Origin of the sequence: Bifidobacterium [indicum] DSM 20214 = LMG 11587 (assembly GCF_000706765.1) — a bacterium.
GTDB lineage: Bacteria > Actinomycetota > Actinomycetes > Actinomycetales > Bifidobacteriaceae > Bombiscardovia > Bombiscardovia coryneformis.
In genome coordinates, this window is sequence record NZ_CP006018.1 from 442,996 (window position 1) to 467,388 (window position 24,393).

Annotated in this window: 11 protein-coding genes; 8 read left to right on the forward strand and 3 right to left on the reverse strand. The window is 63.0% G+C overall.

The window, feature by feature from the left end:
• Window position 1: 1 nt before the first annotated feature.
• The 3 genes from BINDI_RS01610 to BINDI_RS01620 form a co-directional block, all read right to left on the reverse strand.
• Window positions 2-1,282, reverse strand: a complete 1,281-nt coding sequence (locus BINDI_RS01610) for an AAA family ATPase (RefSeq protein WP_162472054.1) — start codon at window positions 1,280-1,282, stop codon at window positions 2-4.
• On the reverse strand, window positions 1,275-6,821 hold the full coding sequence (locus tag BINDI_RS01615) for an Ig-like domain-containing protein (protein ID WP_052109088.1): 5,547 nt from the start codon (window positions 6,819-6,821) through the stop codon (window positions 1,275-1,277). The genes BINDI_RS01610 and BINDI_RS01615 overlap by 8 nt, the downstream gene beginning before the upstream one ends.
• Window positions 6,822-7,034: 213 nt before the next feature.
• Entirely contained in the window at window positions 7,035-8,528 is a 1,494-nt protein-coding gene (locus tag BINDI_RS01620) for a serine/threonine protein kinase (RefSeq protein ID WP_052109089.1), read from the reverse strand.
• Window positions 8,529-8,686: 158 nt separating this feature from the next.
• On the opposite strand from BINDI_RS01620, the gene BINDI_RS01625 reads away from it, so the two are divergent.
• The 8 genes from BINDI_RS01625 to BINDI_RS01660 all read left to right on the forward strand — a co-directional run bounded on the left by BINDI_RS01625 (window position 8,687) and on the right by BINDI_RS01660 (window position 24,283).
• Window positions 8,687-9,454, forward strand: coding sequence for a tyrosine-protein phosphatase (locus tag BINDI_RS01625; protein ID WP_033491586.1), 768 nt, complete (start codon window positions 8,687-8,689; stop codon window positions 9,452-9,454).
• Between the two features lie 89 nt (window positions 9,455-9,543).
• Window positions 9,544-14,019 (forward strand): PD-(D/E)XK nuclease family protein, encoded by a 4,476-nt coding sequence (locus BINDI_RS01630; protein ID WP_148301956.1) that lies wholly within the window; start codon window positions 9,544-9,546, stop codon window positions 14,017-14,019.
• Complete coding sequence (locus tag BINDI_RS07635) at window positions 14,016-18,191, forward strand: ATP-dependent helicase (RefSeq protein ID WP_034260894.1); 4,176 nt, start codon at window positions 14,016-14,018, stop codon at window positions 18,189-18,191. Before BINDI_RS01630 ends, BINDI_RS07635 begins: the two co-directional genes overlap by 4 nt.
• 240 nt (window positions 18,192-18,431) lie before the next feature.
• Window positions 18,432-19,130, forward strand: a complete 699-nt coding sequence (locus BINDI_RS01640) for a GNAT family N-acetyltransferase (RefSeq protein WP_148301958.1) — start codon at window positions 18,432-18,434, stop codon at window positions 19,128-19,130.
• The gene (locus tag BINDI_RS01645; RefSeq protein ID WP_033491587.1) at window positions 19,127-20,428 is read left to right on the forward strand and encodes an MFS transporter; all 1,302 of its coding nucleotides are present in this window, start codon (window positions 19,127-19,129) and stop codon (window positions 20,426-20,428) included. The genes BINDI_RS01640 and BINDI_RS01645 overlap by 4 nt, the downstream gene beginning before the upstream one ends.
• Window positions 20,429-20,602: 174 nt before the next feature.
• Window positions 20,603-21,355 (forward strand): 4-hydroxy-tetrahydrodipicolinate reductase, encoded by a 753-nt coding sequence (gene dapB / locus BINDI_RS01650; protein ID WP_033491588.1) that lies wholly within the window; start codon window positions 20,603-20,605, stop codon window positions 21,353-21,355.
• A gap of 79 nt (window positions 21,356-21,434) precedes the next feature.
• Complete coding sequence (gene dapA, locus BINDI_RS01655; RefSeq protein ID WP_033491590.1) at window positions 21,435-22,340, forward strand: 4-hydroxy-tetrahydrodipicolinate synthase; 906 nt, start codon at window positions 21,435-21,437, stop codon at window positions 22,338-22,340.
• Window positions 22,341-22,408: 68 nt separating this feature from the next.
• The gene (locus BINDI_RS01660; protein WP_033491591.1) at window positions 22,409-24,283 is read left to right on the forward strand and encodes a ribonuclease J; all 1,875 of its coding nucleotides are present in this window, start codon (window positions 22,409-22,411) and stop codon (window positions 24,281-24,283) included.
• Window positions 24,284-24,393 lie beyond the last annotated feature (110 nt).

Below are 24,393 nucleotides of genomic sequence, written 5' to 3' on the forward strand. Positions count from 1 at the left end.
TTCAGTGCTCTGTTGTGGGCACGGGAACCCCTTCAAGGGCTTCGGCCAGGGCCTGGTGCTCATCGACTCCCGAGAGCCTGGTTTCGGTCTCCAAGACCAGACGGTGGGCCAGAACAGGGTCGACCAGCTCCTTGACATCATCGGGGATGACATAATCCCGTTCCTGGGAGCATGCCTTGATGCGGGCACACCGTATCAAGGCCAGGCCTCCACGGATGGATGAGCCCACCTTGATGGCCCTGCTGTGACGCGTGGCCTCGATGATGCGAACGGCGTACTCCACGATGGAGGGATGACAGTAAACTTTGGAAGCGTACTGGGTCATGGCTGCGATGTCGTCGGCACCGACCACGGCGGTGATCATCCCGGCACGGTCCTTGATATCGGCCTCCTGAAGGATTCGTATGCTTGCATCGTGCCCGGGAGCTCCCACGGAGGTTCGAATCAGGAAGCGGTCCATCTGAGCCTCAGGCAGGCTGTAGGTGCCCAACTGTTCAATCGGGTTCTGGGTGGCCAGGACCATGAAGGGATGGGGCACCTGGTAGGTGCTGCCGTCGACGGTGACCTTTTCTTCCTCCATGACCTCCAGGAGGGCGGACTGGGTCTTGGGGGAGGCCCGGTTGATTTCGTCGGCCAGAATCATCGAGGCGAAAACGGGCCCCGGCCTGAAGGAGAACCTGCTCTCGGTCTGGTCATAGAAGGTGACGCCAACGACGTCCGAGGGGAGGAGGTCTGGGGTGAACTGAATCCGTTTGAATTCCACGTCGATGGACCTGGCCAGTGCCCGTGCCAGCTGGGTCTTGCCGGTACCGGGATTGTCCTCAAGGAGGACGTGGCCGCCGGCAACCAGGGCCGTGATGCACAGCTCCACGGTCGCCTCCTTGCCCACCACTGCCTTGCTGACGTTCTCGGAGATGGACCGGAAGAGCCTGGCGAAATCACTGCAGGTCCTTACCGGGCCGGCCTCTGTTGGCCCCTGGGGTGCACTGTGCCGAATCTCGTTGCTGCCCGTGACCAGTGGACTGAGGTTGGTCTTGTCCTGAATCAGTGGTTTGCTCGCCGCCAGCGACCTGGATTGGTATGCACCCAGCCTGGTGCTGTCTTCAAGGTCGGTGCGCATCTCCTTGCGGCTGGATGTCCCTGCCCGACCGGCGGGCTGCCTGGGGTTTGCCTGGCCGGGGTGTGCAAGGCTGCCGCCAACATGGTGGGAACCCACTCTGGTGGCATCGTCCATTGGGGTGTGGGCATTCTGGGTGTGGTCGTCCTGGAATCGGTCATTCATGTCTGTCAATCCTTGTTCTCTCGTAAGACCGGCTGGTTGCGTTTGCTTGCGGTTTCCCCCGGTTCCGTGGTTCTGATGGCGCGTATTCCGCTTCCCGGGTGGCCTGTGCTCGACGGCTCTCCATGGCTCTCTTCTTGGGTGGACGTGTCCCTGCAAGCGTCAGCTCCCTGGTCGTGGCTGGCGACTGCCCTTCCTCTCCCATGCCGCCGATGCGGCTGATGGCCTTGAACCGGATGGTATTCCCGGGCCTTGCCATCGAGGCTGGCAGAGTGATTTGCCCCGTGGCCATTCCGGAAGTGCAGCCCAGGGTCCAGGAGTCAGCCGAGGGGTCGGCTCCCTCGATGGTGACCAGGATGTCCCCGCAGGGCCTGCCGTGGTCGGCGCCCGGGATGAGTGCCAGGTCGATCAGACCGGGGTTGTTGGTGGGGTCGGACTGCTCTATCTTGCCGAAGGCGGGCGGGTCGGGGTGCGACCAGGTGGAACCGGAGACTGACCGGGCTTCACCGGCACCGGCGAGATTGGATGGTGTAACGGTGATGGAGCAGGCCTGTCCGGCATCCTGATGGTCCACGGAGAAGACTGCGCTGGTGGACGTGGGGGAGCGCCCCCTCATCGATCCGCAGCCTGATCCGGTGGTCTGTATCAGGTATCGGTCAATGGCGGAACCGCGGTTCTCGGGCTGGTCCCACCTCACCGTCAGAGTCTCCTTGGTGTTGCCGTCCATGGATAGGTTCCGAACGCCGCCGGGTATCACGTCAGGTCTGGCCGCCAGCGGGGAGGAGGCCGGGGACCATCCGACCTCGTTGTGGGCCTGAACCGTAAAGCTGTAGTCCTGCCCGTTGGACAGGCCGCTGATGGTGCAGGTGGTGGCTTGCGAGCAGGATTGCTGACCGGAGCCGGTGCTCGACCGGTAGGAGACCCGGTACTCGTCGATGGGACTCCCGTTGGCGCTCCCCGGCAGCCAGGCCAGCGAGACTGTTCCATCGCCTGCACGGGGGGACCCTGCCAGCATCTTGGGGGCCTGGGGCCTGTCGACGATACTGACTGTTATGGATGCGCTTACGCGTCGGTCCTTGTCTCTGGTGCCGTCTTCCACGGTCACCAGGACGGTGTTGGTCGAGGCGCCGATATCCCTATCGGTCTTGATGGTCACCCGTCCGTCCCCGGAGTGTGAGGCGGTCAGCTTGGATGTATCGTCCGTCACCACGCCGACCACCCGCAGAGGAGTGTCGGGGAAGGGGTTCATGGCCCCGTCCAGCATGTCGACATTGAGGCTCTGCCCCGCCTTGGCCCTGACGGTCCGCGACGGTATCGATGCCAGAGGCCGGGTGGTCTTTACGACCCTGAAGGTCAGGCCCCCTTTGACGGTGCCGTCCTTATAGGCAATGGTGACGGGGAGGGTTGCCCGGGCACCGGGCGCAGCCGTCTTGTCCGCGCTGACGGAGAGCTGACCCTGGGGTGTGAGCGATACCTGGATGGGGCCGCTGGCCCCGCTTGTCGAATAGGTGTAGGAGTCGGAGGCGCTTCCCCGGGGAATCCGGGTCAGGGCTTTCAGGGAGATGGTTTGAGCCGGGTCTCCGGCCACCAGGTCTATGGGTGGAGCCGAGAGGGTGGGCGGTTCTTCACGCCCTCCCTCAACGGTGATGGGAAGGGTCAGGACGGCCGAGTTGACAATGGTCTTCCCGTCGGGTACTCCATCCTGGGCGGTGAAGGTCAGGGAGGCAGGCCCGGAATAGTCCCTGTCTGCGGTGAACCTGAGGGTGGTTGGATCCACATAGGGGTCGGACCCGTCGGACTTGGTGGCCGAAACGGAATCGGGTGACGCGATTCGGGCGGTCTTGCCTGCTCCCACCCGTACATGGTCGGCGATATCGATGGTGATGCTCTGCCCGGCCCGGACACGCAGATCAGGGGCCTTGGGGCGGATGGTGGGTGGAAATACCCCGAACGCGGGCACCTTGACGAAGGCCGTGGAGGTAATGCCGTACCTGGTGTTGGTGACCGTGTAGGGGACCGCCCTGGCTTGATCGGTGAGGTCAATGCTGAGGACTGTGGACCCCGGACCACCCTTGACCCGGGCATGTTCTCCGGCACTGGGATGCACCTCAAGTTTCAGGTCCTCCACGGTTCCCGAGGGATTGGACATGGAGTCGGCCAAATCGACCTCGACCGTGCGCTTGTCGATGGTATCGGCAGGGGCCACGTCATAATCCTGCAGGGTCGGCGGCTGTATCGGAGCCTTGGGGTCCGTGGTGATGGTCAGGGTCGCCTGGTCGCTGATGCCCGCCTGGTTCCTGGCACGGTAGACCACATATGCGGTGCCGGCCTGGGGTGGTGTGGTCAGGCGGATCATGTTGTCCACCACCTTGGCTTCGCTCACACCGGTGGCCTCCAGATGGGGGTCAAGGGTCAGTGGGGTGTCGTCTCCCGAAATGTCATTGGACAGGACGGGCACATCCACTGCCATGCCCGGTCTCATGGTCACCTGGTCGTCCCGGCTGAATACGCCCCCGCCTGTGGAATTCCGGAAGACTCCGACTCGGATATGGCCCTGGGCGCGTTGTCCCACCCAGTCCTCGACCGCATAGGTGAAATCGTCGGTCCCACTGGAGTCGGCATAGGCCTCATATATCAGGTAATCGGCCCCGACCTGGGTGATGCGCCCCAGTTTGGGTGCCTGGTTTCCCAGTCCGGACAGTGTGTCACAGTCCCCATCGGGGTCGATGCCGGTCAGGGCGACGGGAATCCGGACCTTGGACCCTGCGGCCACCTGGGCCTGTACGTCGTCGGGGGTTGGAGCCGGTTTGTCCTTCTGGTTGCCGGTATGGACCTCGAAGGTGATGACTCCCGAGGCGGTGTTGCCGAGGTTGTCCTTGACCGTGTAGGTCACGGGATAGGTTCCCGGTTCCTGGCCTGCCTGATAACGCACCACATCGCCGGAGACGAAGACAAGTCCCTTGAAGGTTCCCTGGTCCCTGCCCAGATCGGGTTCCAGGCTGACTGTGGTTCCATCGGGGTAGGTCACATGGTCCATGACCCTGACCGTGACCAGGCCTCCCTGCCGGACCTGGGCGCTGATGTTGTCGGCCTTGGGGGTTGAGGATCCCCGATCCAGGGGCGGTGGCTGCAGGGTGATGGTCCCCTGTGCGTCACCGGCCGAGTTGGCGACGGTGTAGGTGATGTTGACCGGGTGGGAGGGGATCTGACGTGCTGTCAGATAGATCCTCTTATGATTGACGATTCCGGCCTTGATGCCCGAAGACGGATCGGCTGATACGGAAGTCAGGGCAAGGACCCCGCCCATGGGATCAAGGTCATTGTCAAGAGGATCGACGATTGCGGTCTGGTCGGCTCCCAGGAGGGCCACGTCATTGACCGCGACCGGTTTGGCTGCCTCCCCCTTGATCTGGGCCACCTCCAACCGTGCCAGCCCCTGTGTGGTGTGATCGCCCTGGGCGACGGTGTAGGGCACGTAGTATGTGCCGGGATTCTGGGCGCTGAAGGTGAAGGAGAGGTCCTCGGTGTTGAACTCCACCCGGGCCTCGTCGGGTTGGCTGATTTTTGCCAGTTGCAGAGGCTGGGCGGAATTGCCGTGTGTGGTTTCCTTCAGATTTATCCTGACGGTCCTCCCGGGTTGGACCTGCCTGATGACCGGGTCGACCAGGGGACTCAGGGTATTGGCGGGCCTGATGGAGAAGTAGACCAGTCCGTCTCCGCTCTGTCTCCCATCGGAGACGGTCACTCGTATGCCGACTCGTCCGGATGTGGCGGATCCGGTGGATAGGGTCAGCCTGCCATCGGTCCTTGTCGTGACCGATACCTGGTCGGAATTGGTGGGGGCTGCCGCAACCAGGGTCATCGTGTCCCCGTCGGGGTCCATGAATCCGGCCAAGGCATTGATGCTGATGGTGGCTCCTTGCTCCACCTCGTATTCGGGTGGGGTATCGACCTGCTCGGGGGCCCTGTTTTCCTCGATCATCTTGGCCGGGGCGATTGTCAGGACGATGCCGGCCGAGGACACCTGCCCGTGGCCGTCGGTGATGGAGTAGTTGATCCGTATGGTGCCGGGGTTGGCTCGTCCTGCATCGACCTGGAGGAATCGGCCATCGTAGACCGGGGCCAGGGTCACCTCGCCGCTGGAGGTCTGTGCATCGCTGATCTGCAGAACCGAGCAATCCGTCTGGTGGTCGTTGCGTAGGGGGTCCAGGAGGGCCTGGGTTCCCGCTCGTATCCCGAACTGGTCGTCTTCGGCCTTGATGGACCCGGACCGGCTGTCGCAGGAGGGGGCGAACCGTTGTTGGTTGTTTGCCGAGTCCTCTTTCTGGTCCCTGGTCTGGGTCTCCTTGACCTCCATGGTTCGCCACTGGACCTTGATCATCTTCGTGGACTCGCGGGGATTCCATACGTTGCCTGCCAGGACGTCATTGAGGATGACCTGCCGGTGATTGGCGCGGAAGACCAGGTTGTCGGTCGGGGAGATGGACTGGAGCGTGGACAGGCGGGGATCAGGATCGGATTTCCTTCCCCCATCCTGCGCTGAGGGCATTGCGCCCCCTGTGCCGCATAGGCGGATGAAGTTGCGGCTGGGCGAGGACCACGCCGCCCAGAGGCAGCCTCCTGAAGAGACCGGACGGGCGGGTTGTCCGCTCCCGCCGGTGGTGATCAGGGTGGGATCCGTGCCCGGGGCATCCAGATTGACCAGGTGGACACCCCCCTGATCGCTGACCCCCACCCAGTCGTTACGTTGGATGCGGTCGACCGGGGTCTCCTGTATCGTCAGGTCGCCTGAACTGTGGATTCGGGTGGATCCCTTGGACCAGTACAGTGTCCTGCCTGAAAGGACCACTGCCTGGTCTCCGACCACGGCCATCCCATCGGCCTTGATCGGCTTTCCGTCGGTTATGGATTCCAGGGTACGGTGGGTTTTCCCGCCGGGGCCGTCCACCACCAGTACGGCTCCATCGGAGGGACGGAAGGCGTAGACGGAACCCTGGGGGGTGACGGATACGGCCCCTCCGCGGCCAAGGGTCAAGATTGGTTGTTGCTGATTCGGGTCCAGGGCTTTCAGGTCATCGCCCCGCCCCACCCACACCTTGCCTGTGGTCCGCTGATGGAGGGCGACGGTCGGGCCGTTGACAATCTGCTCAACCTGGGTTCCCAGCCTGGTTCGGTCACCGATGCTGGCGGTCGAGGCGTTGATGGGCGACATGGCACCATCCTGCCCCAGGATGGTGGTGTAGCCGCTCTGCGCCAGGTCGAAGCGGCTGGTATTGGTCGACAAGGCCACGTCGGCCTCGCCGATTCCCGGTTTGAAACGGGCCACCTTGCGCTCGTCCTGGGAGGTGATCCAGACGCTTCCATCATCAACCTGTACCTGTTGCCGGTTGATTGTATTCAGCAGGATGGCGCCTGTCGCAATCAGGACCAGGGCAATAAAAACCACGACAGGGATGGCCCAGGGGCTGCGCGTCGAGGACATGAGGGAACGGATCCGCTGCCTGATTCGGTGCCGCCGCGAGGGGCCGCTCCCACTACCCATTATTATTCCTTGCCTTGTGATGATTGCTCCAACAAGAATTCCATAGTGTCATCCCCGGCTCTTTCACGTTGCCGGAAGGGGCTTCTTTTTTCATCGCCCGCCCATTCGGGATGCCTACGATTCGAGTGTATCTTCCTGCCGTCGAGAAAATCGGCCGGTAGAACAATGTGGATAAATGAGCCGGATGGGAAGGATGACGGGCTCCGCTCCTGTTCACTGGGTGGCGCAGATTGTGGTTGGCTCCTGGGAGACCCGCTGATCCGCCCGAACCAGACTGACTGCGATACAGGTCTGCGTCCCCTCCGCCTGAGGCAGTACAGCCGAAGGTTCATTGGTCTGGGCAGTGGACCCATGCCTGCTGGCCTGATCGGCAAGTGGGTACCAGACATAGGTGTCGCCGGGCTGGGGATCCGGATTGTCCCAGGTAAAGACGACCTGTGCGCCTTGGTAGGTCCCACTTCCGCCAACGACCGAAGGTACAGGGGTATGGTCCTCGAAACTGTTCCGCGGAATGGGTCCCTCGGTGTTGGTTGTTTCGGGAATCGTCGTCGAAGTTTCGTTCCCGGGTGCAGTCGTGGCCGCTCCGGGCCTGATGCTGTCGATGTCTGGCAGAACGAACAGGCCGACCACAAGGGTCACTGCCAGCAGTGTCGCCCCTGCCGCCAGGACCGGTCGCACCCATTTGCCGGATAGGCGGCCGCCATTCCTTGCCTGGCCTGCATCGCCGTACAACCGTCCTTGGCTGCCAACGTCGGTGGCATCGCTGAGACCATCCCGGCCAGCATCGATGCCCAAACCTGTCGTGTGTCCGCCATCGCCCTTGTCGGGGAAGGGGGCGACCCCATCTCCTATGAAGGAGGTCATGTGGCCGTAGAGTTTCTGCTGTATCTTCTGCATGGCCCGCCCGAAGTCGAGAGCGGTGTAGTATCGGTCGTCCCTATCGTGGGCCATGGCCCGGTCCAGAACCTGTTCGAACATGACCGAAGCCTCGCCCCCATGCAGAGACGGAAGCCTCTGGTGCATTATGGCCTGGGCCAGCTGATCCTCATTGGCTACCTGATACCCGTATTCAAATGGGGATTGCCCGGTCAACATACCGAAGAGTGAGGCGCCCAGGGAGTAGATGTCACTGGCCTCGGAACCGCCTGCACTGTTGGCGAGGATCTCGGGTGCCGCCCAGGGTATCGAGAGTCCCCTGGCCTCAGCCGTTCCGTAGGTGGAGGCCGAGATGCCGAAATCGGACAGGACGGGAAGGCCCTGCTCGGTTATCAGGAAATTTCCCGGTTTTACGTCGCGATGGATGATTCCCTTGGTGTGGGCGCTGTAGAGGGCGCTCGCCATCCGCACGCCCAGGTCGAGTGTCTGCTCCTCGTTCAGCCTGGTCGAGCGCATGATGGTCTTGCAGTTGCCGCCCGATGCGAACTCCAGGATCAGGCAGTCCCGACCGTCCCTGCTGACGACGGCCTGGTGGATGGTCAGGATATAGGGGTGGGTGGAGAGCCTGGCCAGATAGTCTGCCTCCCTCAGGAAGAGCCCGTGGGTGGCCTGGCTGTATGCGCTCGCCTTGACGGCCACCGGTCGTGAGGGTGACTCCTGTTCATACAGATAAACGGATGAGGTGCCTCCCATGCCCAGGGGGCGGACGTAATGGTATCCCGGCAGGTCCGGGGGGTCTGCGGGAGGGGTTTCGCAAGGTTGGCTCGTCATAAAAACCACAATATATCGCGAATTGTGTGGGACCGACAGGTATCCGGACCTATGGTGCTATAAAAGGAGGAATGATGTCCTGATAAGGTCTGCCGGTTTTGCTCAGTCGAACGTTGCCGGGGGGCATAAGCAGGGAACGCGAGGAAGGTGCAGGGCGGATGGAACGAGTGGGTCATATTGACGGACTGTACAATTTCCGCGATCTTGGCGGCATCAGGACCGCTGGCGGACAGGTCAGGTCCGGTCTCCTGTATCGGTCCGAGGCCCTATACGGGCTGACGGCCGAGGGGAGGCGCCAGGTGGAGGATTCCCCGATAGGTCTCGTGCTTGACCTGCGCACCGGTGACGAGGCCAAGGCCATGCCCGATCCGGTGTTGGACGGCGTCGAGGATGTGCATATTCCCATGCTTGATGGTGCCATGCCCATCGATGCCGATAGGGAGCGGTCGTTGGAGGCAGGCAGGGAGATGGATGCCGAGGCTGCACTCCATCAGTCCTATCTCTCCCTGGTGGCACATAACGGCCCGGATTATGTGCAGGTGCTTCACCGCACCGCAAACATGGCTAGGCAGGGACGCGGAACCTTGATTCACTGTTCGGCGGGCAAGGACCGAACGGGTACGTCCATCGCCTTCCTGCTGGACCTGGTGGGGGCCGACCGTGACCAGGTAGTCGCCGATTACGCCTCATCCCAGGCCAATCTTTCGGGGGCCTGGAAGGATGCCATGTTGGCGATGATCGCCCAATCCGGTGTCGACTTCCCCAAACGTCTTGAGCCGATGATCACCATGACCCCGGCTTCCCTGATTCGCGAAATTCTGGACATGATTGACGCTCAATACGGGTCGGTCCGTGAATACCTGCTCGGGAATGGTGCCGATCCGGACGATATCGCCGACCTCAAGAAGGCCCTGGTCTCCGAGTAGGGAGACTGGCTATCGCCCCTGGCTGTGTGCACCTCAACCGGGTCGTTCCCGTTGGCCGCGCGGACCAGTCCGAGGCTTACCCTGAAAGTATGAATTCATACAGACCGGTTGATGCGACTCGGGTCCCTTCGGAGGTCCAGGAGTTGATTGACGGTGGGCTCAAGGGGGCGAACGGGGAGGACGCCTCCACCCTTCTCATCTCCGGTCCGCCTCGGAGTGGCAAGACCACCGTCGCCACCCAGGCCCTCCTGGCCGGTATGGATGCATACGGAGACCGCGATGCCTTCATGGTGGTTTCGGGGCGCACCGCTGCGGACCTGATCAGTCGCCAGGTCATCTTGGAACGGGGGAGCGCCAGCAGGACCCGCCCAGTAGGTACTCTTCAGGCTCTGGCCTTCCAGATACTGACCCAGGTCTCCTCCTTGTCGGAGGACGAAGGGGCACCGCTACCCAGGCTGCTCAACGGAGCCGAGCAGGATGCCCTCCTGCGTCAGGTCTTGACCGGTCATATCGCTCACGTCCGATCCGGTGACGACTGTGCGGTATGCCGACTCCTGGAGCGCTACTTCCAGAGTGGATCCGGCTGGTCCTCCGTCCTGGTCACCCGGTCGGACGGGCAGGTCGAAGGGGTCAGTGACCGGTTCATCGCCCAGCTGCGTGACATGTTCGCCCGTATGACGGAGCTGGGGGTAACCCCCGAAGACAGGGACCGGCTCCTTTCCGCACTGGATACCCAGGCCATCGACCTCGACCAGAAAGAACGCCTGGGGCTGCAGTGGCGTCTGGCCTTCGCCATGAATGACGAATACCTGGCGTGCATCGATCGGACCTACCCGGACGAGTTCCGTCTGGACCCCTCCTTGCTGATGGTCCGGGCAAGGGAGGGAATCGGAAAGGTCGAAGGGCTGACCCTGCCCAGGCTCCTGGTGGTGGATGACTGGCAGGACGTTACCCTTGCCGGCATGGGATTCCTGCAGGCCTTGAATCGGGCCGGGTGCAGCCTGCTTCTGGTTGGCAACTGCGACCAGGCGGTCCAGTCCTTCCGAGGTTCATACCCGGAATTCCTGGCAACCCGGTTGACTGGTCTTACTGCCCCGAACCAGGGGGAGGCGCTCCCCATACTGGCCGAGGATTTTGCCTGCCTCAACGCCCGGCAGGTGGTCCTGCCGCAGCGGCAGATCGTGGCTCCGAGCGCGGCGGGTCAACCCTTGCAGGACGGGCCCGGCTCCTATGCGGACCTGGTGGCTGCCCGCATATCCCTGGGCATCGCCAGTCTTGAGGAGGAGAATGTCGCTCTTCCCAGCCGGCCGGGTAAGTTGCCGGCCTGGCCCGGTGCCGGGCCCGTTGCCCCCCTGGCCTCCTCCAATCCGCTCCTTGCCGACGGCTCCGTGTCCGCCCGACTGTTCCACACTCCAGCCCAGGAGGAGGATGACCTGGTCTGGCAGGTCAAGCATGAATTCCTGACCCTGGGCAGGGATTGGAATGACATGGCCGTCATCGCCCATGACAATGCGACGATTCGTGCCCTGGGCCGCAAGCTCAGGGTGCAGGGGGTCCCTGTCCGGTATTCGTCGGTGACCAGGCCCCTCAGTGAGGAGACTGTCATCCAGGGGCTCTTCGCCCTGGTCGAGCTGGCCCGGGTTGCGGGGGACCTGTCCGCACTGTCGGATGAAGCGACCGGGCCCGGTGGTATTGCCTCCTGGGTCAGGCTGCACCTGAGGACCCTCATGGCCAGCCCGCTTGTCTGTGCCAGGGTGGGGGACACCGGCCATGAGCGTCCGGTGAGGATGGAGCACCTGGAATCTCTGATGGATTCCATGGCCGTACTGTCCCGAATCCAGTCCTCGGGGGACATGCCCGACCCATCGGTCCCGGCGACCGATGGGGTCCTTCCTCAGGAAGCGGGTTCGGATGTCGAAGAGGCCGGTGATGACGAAGGAGCGGACGGGGGCGAAGGGGAAGGCCGCCCAGAGGAGACCCTGTCGACTCTGCCCGGTCTGGTATCGGTCTGGAGGGACTGGTGCCGCGGCATTCTGACCCAAGGGGCCGATGCCGCCCGGCAGGACGGGGTCAGTATTGATGATTCGGTGATATCCGGTGGTGGAAACGACTTGGATATCGAGGGTGGTCTGAGCGTCGATGCCCTGCAGACCATGCTCCTTCTGAACCCTCAGGAGTGTGCGCCGACAATCCTGTCCGCCATGGATTCCATCGCCGGTGGCCGCCGGGAGGACCCTGACGTACGCGCCCTCCGCCGGGCCTTGCGGATTATCCGGACCACTGCCGACCGGGTGGCCGCCCTGCCTGATCCCCAACCCCAGTATGTGCTCTGGGAGGCCTGGGACAGCCTGGGCCTGGCCGATGACTGGCAGAAGCGTGCCCTGGTGGCCAGCCAGGAGGGCGAGGAGGTCAATGACCGCCTCGATGCCTTGATGCGTCTCTTCCAATATGCGTCCGGCTCCCAGGGATTCCGCACCATCGAGGCCTTCATGGACCAGGTGCGCAGTATGCAGATCGAGGCGGACTCCCTGGCACATATCGGCCCCGTGGAACACGCGGTCACATTAACCACGCCCGCCGGTGCCGCAGCACTGGCCAGGGTCTGGCCTTTGGTATGGATTCCGGCGGTCCAGGACGGCAACTGGCCCAATCTGACCCCCCGTGACACCATGTTCGGGGCAGAGGACCTGGCCGACCTTGTTCTCCACAGCCGAATCGGGACGCTTGACCAACCCTCTTCCGGGCATGACCCCAGGATTCAGTCGGTGCTGTATACCGAGAAGAAGGGGTTCCTGGAGGCTGTGACGCGTGCCGGCGAGCAGGTACGGGTCAGTGCCGTCTGGAATGACGATATGGTCCCATCCGATTTTCTTTACGGGTACCTGCCCGAGTTCTATGAGCGGACCGCGGATATGGCCCGAGCCAACTTCACCCCGGTGGGGTCCGGGGGTGACACGGGCAGGGAATACGGTGGTCTGGAGGTCTCACCCAGGGGGCTGACCGCCGTGGCCCGTTCCCTCCTGGCCAGGCAGGCCCTCCAGGAGGATGGTCTGGACCGTGGTCGAGTAGATGATGCCATCGATACCCTGCGACTCCTTTCCAGAGAGGGCTTGCAGGAGGCCGGCCCCAGGTTCTGGCCCTTCCTGTATGCCGATTTCGATACTGAACGGTCCTCGAACGGAGCATCCGAACGCCCCGATACGGATTCACCGGCCTCCGTTTCCAAGGTGACCGCAGTGGGCGAACCTCCGGCATTGAAGCCCGGAGCATCGCAACAAGGAGAAGCAGTTGCGACCTCCGCCCAGGTGGTGTCCCTCTCTCCATCCACCGTAGATCAAATCTGGCGCTGCCCACTGGAATGGGTGCTGAGTGACCGGTATTCCGGTCCACAGCCGAGCAGGGTGGATACCGGCTTCGGTTCCCTGATTCATCAGGTGGCCCAGGAGGCGACCAATCGCGGTCTGGACAGGCCTGACCCCGGGAAACTGGGTCGGAATGCTCAATCCCTGGCGGAGCGCAAGTCCATGGTGGGGGCCGAATTGATGGACATCTACCACGAGTTCGCCCAGAATCCTCCGGCTGGACTCAACCCGAGGGAGCTTTACGGTATCCGCAGCAAGGAGCATCAGGCGGAGGGAATCATCGATAATCTGGCCTCCTACTTCGTCCATTCCACGACAGACGGCTACGGTTGTGGTGGGAAGGCCCCGGTTCCCGTTGGAAGCCTGGAGGGGGTTCAGAGCGAGCGGTCCTTCAACGTGACCATAACCATGGAGGACTTCTGCAGGGTATGGAAGGCCACCTTCCCCGGCAATGCGCTGGACCGGGAGCAGTTCTTCAATCTTCTGTCCGGTCTGGTGGGAGGGTTCCCCGAGGCACTTACCTCGGAGACGTCCGTGCGGTTGTCCGGCAGGATAGACAGGCTGGAAACCCGGTGCATTGACGGTCGTCATTACCTGCGTCTGGTGGATTACAAAACCGGTAAGGTGCACAGTCGAGGCGATCTCTTCAATGACCTTCAGCTGGTCTGTTACCAACTTGGTCTGGCCTTCCAGACCGACGAGGAAAGAAGGCGGTCGGATGCTGAGGCCGGCTGGGTCCTGCCTGGTGCCCCTGACCCCGCCCAGGACGGAATGCTTCCCGTCAGCCAGTCCCTGCTCTTCGACGTAGGCAGACCTGCCAAGGATGCCAATACAGGAACCAGGCCTGAGGAGGTCCCCTACCAGCCGCCCATCTTCCACGAGGGGACCTTCACGCCCGCCTACCAGCCGAGAACCGGAGTCCCCGACCCCTCCAAACTGGCTGACCTTGGAGACCTCCCTGCCGAGTCCCCACGCGGGGTTGACCAGGAGGTCTGGGATCTGGTACGCAATCACGGCGGTGGCTCCCAGATTGTATGGGACCTGACCATGGTGGCCCGGGTCTTCTTTGCCGCCGGAGTCAGCCTTTCGGCCGACCGCCCCGATGCCCTCTTCGACCCCTCCCGTTGCCGCAGGGATCGCAAGGACGGGGTATGCCCGGCCTGGAAGCGGCTGGCAACCAATCTTCTGGAGGACCAGGAATGAAGCAGACAGCAGAGCAGTCGGCCATAGTCGATGCCGGAGTCGAAGATGACCTCCTGGTCGTGGCGGGAGCCGGTTCCGGCAAGACCATGACCATGACACAACGCATCATTGCCTTGAATCGGCATGGGGTCCCTTCGGAGCAGATTCTGGGCCTGACCTTCACCCGTAAGGCCGCCTCGGAACTCCTCTCGAGGGTCTCGGCCGCGGTCATCAGGAACCGTCCCGGTTCGGACCAGGGCCAGGTGGACCCGGAGAGGAACTTCCTCAAGCCTTCGGTCTTCACCTATGATGCCTTCTTCCAGTCAATCGTCCGCCAGTATGGACTTCTGGTGGGAATGGACCAGGACACCCAGCCCCTGAGTGCTCCTGGGGCCTTTCAACTGGCCGCGGGGGTGGTGGCCGAGCATATCGACCTGGTCTTCCCCGACCGCGGTGAGGTCATGGACCAGGTCGAGGGTGGTCTGGATGTGGATGACCCCCTGTCCGGATTCTCGGCAGCCACCCTCGGCGGACCGGCCCAGGCTGCCAGGCTGGCTCGTGCCAGGGAATTGGGGCAGGATGACGTGGGTTCCGGCACCTTTGAAACCACCGTCAACCAGGTCCTGGGGATCACCCATGCCCTGACCTCCTCCATGATCAGTCGGGACTGCCCGGACTTCGACCAGGCCCTGGCCAGGGTACGGGAGTGGGACCAGGCCTTCATCGATAGGACCGTGGCCCTGATCGATGGTCGTCCCATACCGGATGCCGAACCGACCGAAGCCTCCCTGAAAAGGCCGAGACGAGCAAAGAAGGACAGCGACGAGGACTATGAGCTCAAGCTGAGGAAAATGCGGAAGAACCGACTGGACTTCCGGCTCTATCAGGCCAATAGGCTGCTCAGGACCGTCAGGACCCGGGAGAAGCTCCTGACCCTGGCCGACTACTATCAGCAGGCCAAACGCCAGGCCAACATGGCCGAGTTCGGCGACTTCACCGTAGCCGCCTTCCAGCTTGTCGACCGATTCCCCGCCATCGGAGCCCATTATCGTCGAAGGTTCACCCACGTATTCCTGGATGAGTACCAGGACACCTCCACCACCCAGGCGCTTCTCCTGGCCGCCATCTTCCATCCGAACGACAAGGAGGGGGCATCCAGGTCGGCCGTGACCGCCGTAGGGGATCCCTTCCAATCCATCTACGCCTGGCGTGGTGCCAGCCCGGGAGCCTTCCGCACCTTCCAGTCCCAGTTCGGTATGCTGGCCGACAGGCCCAGTGTCCAGGACGGGCAGGTTGGCGGAATCACCACCTTCGGCAGGTCCGAGGACAAGGAACCTCTGACGCTCTCCCGCACCTTCAGGAACTCCAGGATGGTCCTGAAGGCCGCCAATCTCTTGACGGTTCCGCTCCGGCAGGATACGGGCCGCTTCTCCAGTGCCAGGATGAACGAGGTGGACGTGGCCCGGCTGGAGGCCAGGGAAGGGGCCGACGAGGGGACCGTCGGCCTGCTTGGCTACAGCACGATTGGCCAGGAGATCGACGCTGTGGTCCGTTTCGCCCTCCACGCCAGGTCACGTTACGGCGGGCACGGTGAGGATGAGCCAGGAGAGGATCCCGATGCCCCCCATGTGGCCGTCCTTTTTCGGTCCAAGTCCAGGATGCCCCAATATCGGACGGCACTGGAAGCCGCGGGACTGACCTGCCAGGTGGTGGGATATTCGGCCCTCTTCGACCGGCCCGAAATCATGGATGTCCTGGCCCTGCTCAGGGTGATCTGCGACCATACCGACAGTGATTCGCTGATGCGCCTTCTGGCTTCGGCCCGGTTCAACATGAATCCCGCCGACTTGCGAGCCTTAGCCTCCCTTGCAGAGACCATCAACGCCGACAGCCAGTACCGTGCTCTTCTCCAGGCCGGAATGGTGCCCGAAACGGACGACGGCAAGGTCAGGAGAGAACTGGTCCGAGAACATCGGAACCAGGTGCCGAACTCCCTCTTCCTGATTGATCTCCTGTTGCGTGATGACCTGGACGACCTGCTCCGGACCTCACGACTCAGTCCGCGTGGACGTACATTGGTCAATAGGGCGGCCGAGGTCATTCGAACAGTCCAGTCCCAGTCTTCGGCCTCGGTCAGGCAGGTGGTCATCGCCGCCATCCAGGCCCTGGACCTCGACATCGATCTGGTCCTGGCCCAGGCCATGGAACATCCGGACCAGCCTCTTCAACCGAGCCGGGCCAATGCCGGTGTTGAAGCCCTTCTGGAACAGGTCGATACCTACATATCCGAATTACCTGCCGGCCTGGGGCCCAGTCTTCGAGGATTCGTGGCCTGGGTGGATGCCATGGTCCAAAGTCCCGATCTGCCCGATGAGGGGGCTGGTGGGCATGCCGATGTGACCCTAATGACCGTCCACCAGGCCAAGGGTCTGGAATGGGATGCCGTGGCCGTGGTCGGGCTGTCCGCCGGCTCCTTCCCGAGCAAGCAGGGCGACCACCTGAAAATCGAGACGCTGAGCACCGAGGATTCCCCGGTGGGAGTGCCTTACCGGAACACGGCAAATACCTGGCTGGAGGATCCGCAGGCGGTTCCTGTACCGGTCAGGGCCGATGCCATGATTCTCCCCAGATTCCCCCATGACGCCCGTCCGGGATCCGAACCGGGGGATGACCTTGGTGGTCTGAGCCTGGCCGATTTGGAGGACGAGGCAATCGGTGAGATCAGGCACACCGGCGTGGACGATGCCGGGGATGACTACGACTTCCTGAGTGCCAGGGGATACCTGCCGCAGAAAGAGGAATACGGAAACCGATACCACAACGATGAGCGCCGACTGGCCTATGTGGCCGTGACCAGGGCCAGGCATGACCTCCTCCTGACGTTCAGCACCAAGGCCACCGATACCAATCCCGCCCTGAACACCCCCCAGGCCGACCCCGAGAAGGGTGCCTCGAACTTCTGGCGGGAATTGGTCAGGGGTCTGGAAGGCGAAGATGGTGCTGTCAGATTGGATTCCATCGATGGGGGCCAGGATGGGGACGACGGGGAACCGCTTCCCCCCACTCCTCCTGTGGGTCTTCTGGTTGGTCAGGATGCCCAGGCCTTCCGTCAGGCCCTTGTTCAGGATGCCTTGGACCAGGTGGGCCAGCTGGCAGCCAGGCAGGATGAATCCGACAGGGTCCTCTGGCCGATAACCATGGGGACCAAGGTGTCGCAGGCCCTGCAACGCAGTGCCGAATGGGTGGGCTTCGACGAGGACCCATCCGGAACCCCGCACGCGAAAGGCAGCCTCTATGCCGACGCGGTCCGGGTGCTCCAGGTTGGCACCGGAAGGCTGGGTGTTGCCGGTGACCGCCTTGTCACGGACCTGGAGGCTCTGCGCCGTACAGGGCGGAGAATCATCGGGCATGGCGCTCAGAGTGTCACTTCCATCCAGGCCAGATCGGGCGGGATGGAGGCCGTCAGGGAACGGGAGTATTGGGAGGGCCTGGTCAGGCCTGTGCCCCGGGTGGCCTCGCCTCTGGCCCAGGCCGGTACCCTCTTCCATGAATGGGCTCAGCGCTACATCATGCCTGACTTCGAACCTTCATCGGGATTGCTTGATGTGACCGACCAGACCGTGGATGATTCCCTGGTGGAATCACAGACCCCATCCGGGTCAGCCGTTCCCTTGGGGCCGGAGGCCATGGCGGAACGCCGTCGGATGCTGGCGGATTTGGACAAGGAAGAAGCGGGAAGGAAGCAGGGGGGAAGCGACCGAACGGCCCGGAACCTCAGGATATGGGAGCGGCGTCTGGCTGAATCCGAGTGGGGGCAAAGGACTCCTGCCTGGGTGGAACGCCCCATCGTGGCGGTACTGGACGGCACCATCGTCAAGGGCAAACTCGATGCCGTGTTCCGCGGGGGGCTCGACCGGGATGACGGCTCCAAGCTCTACACCATCGTGGACTGGAAAACCGGGGCCCGGCCCACGACCGAGGAGGACATCAGCGAAAAACTGGCCCAGCTCGACATGTACCGGATACTCCTTTCACGCTTGGAGGGAATCGACCTGTCGACCATCGACGCCTGCCTTTACTATGTAAGTGAGGCCCAGCCATCCCGGCGGCTGATCAGGGCAAGACCCAGATCCCAGGAGGAGATCCTTCAGGGTTTGCGTCGGGGTGCTCCGCAGGAGTCGGACAACGACTGAACCAGCAGGGCGGGCCGCGTACACGCAATGACAAGAACGGGATGCAAACCGGCATGCAGAGCATGGTCGGGGCGGTCCCAGGCAGACCCCGCTCCCTCAGGTGGCGATGGGTGCCCCTGAGTACATGGTGACCGGAATGGCCGGGGCGGTTTGACGCGCCCATACCTTCCGCGCAGCCAGACGGAGTGACAAGAGATGACAGAGACAAGCCGGCCCGAACCAGGCCGGACCAGCCCCCGCATGCCTTCGATACGTCCCATGGCCTGGAGCGATATGCCCGACCTGATAAGGGAATTCGAGAGGACCTGGAAGGTGGAGGCGGACAAGCAGGGCAAGGTTTCGCAGTTAAGCGCGGAACACTTCGTCCTTGACTACCTGACCCAAACCACCCGAGCCCGCATTGCCAGCATGGATGGCCGGTTCATGGGGGTCACCCTGCTCAGGGAGGGCGTCGGACCCCTGAGTTTCCTCCAGGCACAGGCCTGCCTGGAATCCGTGGACGCCTCCCTGGGCTCCACTCCGCTGGGCAGCAAGACCCTGGCCAGCGCCCGGCACTGGCACGCTACGGAGGTGCGTCTTGAGGAGGAGGCCGGTCTGACGACCCCGCCCCAAGCCGAACTGAAGCTGTTCCTGGTCAGCGGCAGGGCCCGCGGTCACGGCATCGGGCGGCTGCTCTGGCTGGATGCCCTGACGTACATGGACGGAAAGGGAATCACCGACTTCTACCTCCATACCGACTCTTCCTGCGATGTTGGGTACTACGACCATCAGGGCATGACCTGCCTGGCCGAGCTCAAGGGCCGGGATTACGCGGCGTTCTCCGAACAGCAGGGTGCCGATTCCCGCGGTGTCGATCCGGCCTTCTTCGAAGGGGTCGACGACATCTACATCTACGGCGGAAAGGTCCGTGAACAGCTGGAAAGGTGCGGACGGTCATGAAGGAATCCAGGTCCCCCTTCCTGCGGCTCTTCACCTACCCCGGCGCTGCAGGGTTCTGCCTGGCGGCGGTTCTTGCCCGACTGCCATTGGGGATGATGGGGTTGGGCATCGTCCTGGCTCTGAACCATATCTACGATAATTGGACCTCGGCAGGCATGATGAGCGCGGTCTATACGCTTTGTGCGGCCCTGGTCACCCCCGTCTACGCCCGTCTCTTCGACAGGTTCGGTCAGCGCCGGGTGGGACTTGTGGCACTCATGATCCAGACACTGGCCATCCTGGGGTTCGCCTTCGGGGCCATGAAGAGGGTGTCCCTGGGCATTCTCTTCATCCTGGCCGCCCTGATGGGTCTGACTCAGTTCGCCTTCGGGGCCCTGGTCCGCACGCGTTGGGCCTGGGTCCTGCGGGACGACCGGACCAATCTGCTCAACACGGCCTATGCTCTGGAATCCGGTCTCGATGAGTGCGTCTTCATCCTGGGGCCCATCCTTTCCGCCTACCTAGCCACTTCGGTGAACCCGGTATCCCAGCTCTTCCTGCCGGCTGCGGCCCTGCTTGTCGGCGGACTGACCTTCTTCTCGATGCGGTCCACGGAACCTCCCGCCATCGTCAGGATGGAGACCGCCGCAACCACGGCCGCCGACCACTCGCCGGTCGATGACGGTGGCAGTGTCCACCCCGAGGACTCGGACGGGATGAAAGGGGCCCGTTCGGCTCTGGCCTACCCGGGTATACTCCTCCTCTTCGTGGTCTTCATCGTTTTCAACATGAGCTTTTCGGCCGTTGACGTTTCGGTTACGGCCCTGACCAAGGCCATGGGCAGGGAGGGGGCCGTGGGGCTCCAGCTTGCGCTCTTCGCCCTGGGGTCCCTCTGTGGGGCCTTGATCTTCGGGTCGGTCAAACTCAAGGGTTCCCGGTGGCGCTACTTGGTGGTCTTCCTGACCCTGCTGACCACCGGTTATGTGGTTTTCCGCCTGGTCATGGACAATCTGGTCCTCCTGGGTCTGGCCGAGGTGCTCTCAGGCCTATGCGTCTCTCCCATCTTCGCCACGGGCAATCTGATAGTCCGGGAGAGCGTGGACTCCCGCGCTCTGACAGAAGGCCTCTCCTGGCTGTCCACCGGAGGCTCCATCGGAACCTCGCTGGGGTCCACCCTGGCAGGAATTGCCTTGGATAAGTTCGGCCCTCATGGCGGCATGACCATTCCGGCCATCGTCACCTGCTGTGCCATACCCCTGGCAGTCCTGGGATGGATCAGCAGCCGCAGGCGCACGGCGTCCGCATCGTCGTCGGAATAAGGGTTCTGGTCCGACCCGAATCGGGACCTCCGCCAGCCGCTTCGATACCCGGGAGACCTTCGGAGATGATTCCAAGGGTCGGCACATCCGCCAGGTGGAAGGAACGGGCCACGGTTGGTGACGGCTCCTAGACTGGGGTCGAGTGCACAAGCAGGACGAGTCACGGAGGTGGGCATGATCAGGGTTGCAGTCGTAGGGGCCGCTGGACGAATGGGAACCAGTGTCGTTCAGGCCTTGGAAGAGGCGGATGACATGACCCTCTCCCTTGCCGTCGATGGTCGGGACGGTCTGGAGGGGATTACCTCCGACAATACCGATGTGGCCGTCGAGTTTACGGTTCCCCAGGCCTCTTTGGACAACGTGCTGACCCTGGTCGGGCGGGGGGTCGACCTGGTGGTGGGTACAACAGGCTGGACCGATGAGGGACTCGACCAGGTACGGCAGGCCCTGGAGCAGGCCCCCCGTGAGCATCAATCGGTCTTCATCGCCCCCAATTTCGCGATTTCCGCCGTCCTGGCCGACCACTTCGCCGCCAAGGCTGCCGAGTACTTCACCTCGGCCGAGGTGATTGAACTCCACCATCCCGACAAGGTGGACGCTCCATCGGGAACGGCCATCCACACGGCCCAGGCCATCGGGAAGGCCCGGCGTCAGGCCGGCTTGGGGCCGATGCCGGACGGCACCCAGGGTGCGGCGGATTCCCGAGGGCAGGTGATTGATGGGGTGCATGTCCACGCCGTTCGCCTGCAGGGCCTGAATGCCCACGAGGAGGTCCTCCTGGGGAACTCCGGTGAGCAGCTGTCCATCCGTGCAGACAGTTTCGACAGGTCCTCCTTCATGCCCGGTGTGCTCCTGGCTGTGAGAACCATCGCCTCAGGTTCCCACCCTGGTCTGACCGTGGGGCTGGACCGCTTCCTGGATCTGTGAATGGTCACCAGATGGAACGAGATGTGGCGGGAATGTGCCAAGGCCCGATTGAGTCCCCATCTGCAAGTAGCGTGAAACTATGACTGAGTCCGAAATCCATCTGATGCCACCTGCCCCCTTCGGCAGGGTCATTCCGGCCATGGTCACCCCCATGAAGGCCGATGGATCCATGGACTTCCAGGCTGCTGCTGCCTTGGCCCGCAGACTGGTGGCCGATGGGGCCGATGGGATTCTCGTCAACGGCACCACGGGGGAATCCCCGGTGACCCACATGGACGAAAAGGTCAATCTGGTCCGGGTGGTCAGGCAGGCAGTCGATGTTCCGGTCATTTCGGGTGCCGGGTCCAACGACACCGCGCATACGGTCCGCATGGTCGAGATGATTCAGGAGGCCGGGGCGGATGCCCTCCTGGTGGTCATGCCATATTATTCCCGTCCCTCCCAGGACGGCGTGGTGGCGCACTACCGGTCGGTATGCGAGTCCGCCGATCGTCCGGTCATCCTTTACGATGTGCCTGGCCGTACCGGCCTGCATGTCGAGCTGGACACCTACCGCCGCCTGTCGGAGCTCAAGCATGTGGAAGCCGTCAAGGATGCCACCGGTGACCTGGCCGCGGTGCCGCAGAAGCGGCAGGAGACCGGGCTGGCATGGTATTCGGGTGACGATGGGCTCTATCTGCCCTTCCTGGCCCTGGGGGCAGTCGGTATCATATCGGTCATGGCCCATGTGGCGAGTGGCCCCATGCAGGATCTGGCGGCCCGATTCGATACCGGTGACCTGACGGGCGCGCAGCGGCTGGCTGCCACCTTGGCGCCCCTGGTCCAGGCCCTGAACGGCGATGGACAGCAGGCCGTCATGGCCAAGGCCGCCCTGAAGGTGGCGGGGTCACTCGACGAAACCACGATGAGGCTGCCCAATCTGGGACCCGGTAAGGAGCAGCTCTCCAAGGCCAAGGCGGGCATGAAGGCCGCCGGTCTTATCTGACCGGGACCGGAAAACGAAACGTCGCCCCTGTATAGGCAGGGGTACAGATAATGGAAACACAAGTGAGAATGGCTAGAAAAACGCAAGAAGAGAAGACAACAAGCAAGAGCAGGAACAGGCAATCCGCCTCCAAGGGCCGCAACCGGTCCGCAGGCGCAGGCAAGAAGGGGAACGGCAGGTCGCGTGGTGAATCCCGCGGTCGCCGCAACGGTTCCATGCAGCGAGGAAAGGGGACCCAGGTAGAGCAGCGTCTGGTGGCGCCTCCCAAGTACCGCAAGGGATCCATGCGGATCGTTCCACTGGGTGGTCTTGGCGAAATCGGCCGCAACATGAATGTGATCGAGTACAACGGACACATTCTGCTCATTGACTGCGGTGTCCTCTTCCCCGAAGAGGAGCAGCCGGGTGTGGACCTGATTCTGCCCGACTTCAGCTATATCAAGGACAAGCTGGACCAGATCGATGCCCTGGTTCTGACCCACGGGCATGAAGACCACATCGGTGGTGTGCCCTACCTGCTCAAGATGCGTCCGGACATCCCTCTGATTGGTTCCAAGCTGACCCTAGGCTTCGTTGACGCCAAGTGCGAGGAGCACCACCTCAAGCCCACCGAGGTGGAGGTCAAGGGACGCGACAAGCTCAAAGTCGGCCCCTTCAACCTGGAGTTCGTGTCCGTGACCCACTCCATCCCCGATGCCCTGGCCGTCTCCGTACGGACCCCCGCCGGTCATATCATCGACACCGGCGATATGAAGATCGATCCGCTGCCCCTTGACCACCGACTGACCGATCTGCGTGAGTTCGGCAAGCTGGGTGAGTCCGGTGTGGACCTGCTCATGGCGGACTCCACCAATGCGGAGGTGCCTGGATACGTCAAGCCGGAGATCTCCATCTCCCCGGCCCTCGACAAGGCCTTTGCCGAGGCTCAGCGCAAGATCGTCGTGGCCTCCTTCTCCAGCCACGTGCACCGGGTGCAGCAGGTGGTGGACACCGCCCACAAGTATGGACGCAAGGTGGTATTCGCCGGACGCTCCATGGTGCGTAACATGTCGATCGCCTCCGACCTCGGATACCTCCATCTGCCCGAGGACACGGTGGTGGACCTCAAGGATGCGCATGACATCCCGGACGAGAAGATCGTTTACATGTGCACGGGTTCCCAGGGCGAGCCCATGGCGGCCCTGGGCCGTATCGCCGATGGGACCCACCGTGACATCACCATCAACGAGTTCGATACGGTCATCCTGGCCAGCTCCCTGATTCCCGGCAACGAGCACGGGGTCTATAAGGTCATCAACAAGCTGGTGCGTATGGGGGCCAAGGTGGTCAACCGCGACAATGCGGCCATCCACGTTTCCGGTCACTCAGACGAGGGCGAGCTCCTGCACTTCTACAACATCGTGCAGCCCAAGTGCGCCATGCCCATCCACGGTGAGAACCGCCACCTGGTGGCCAACGGTCTGATTGCCGTCAAGACCGGTGTGGACCCCCAGAACGTCGTCCTGGCTGAGGACGGCGACGTGGTCGACCTCTACCATGGCAAGGCCGCCGTAGTCGGATCCGTGCCCTGCGGATATGTCTACGTAGATGGTGATTCCGTGGGCGAGCTGACCGATGAGGAGCTGGAGCAGCGCCGCATCCTGGGCACCGAGGGATTCGTCTCGGCCTTCGCCGTGGTCGACAGCGAGACCGGCAAGGTCGTTTCGGGCCCCAAGGTCTACCTGAATGCGGTCGCCGAGGACGAGAGCGAGTTCAAGTCCATCAACGCGCAGGTGGTCGACCAGCTTGAGGATGCCATGGCCAATGGCACCACGGGCACCTACCAACTGCAGCAGCTCATGCGTCGCACCCTGGGCGGGTGGATCTCCAGGAAGCTGCATCGCCGGCCCATGATTGTCCCGGTCGTGGCCGACGTGGCCACCGATGTGGAGAAGCAGGACTGACGTTTCGTCTGGCGGATTGACCTGACGGCCTTCTGCGCGAATGATCAAGGCCCCGGCCGCTCGTTGAAGCGGCCGGGGCCTTGATGTTGCCGGGAGGGTGCGGACTGACG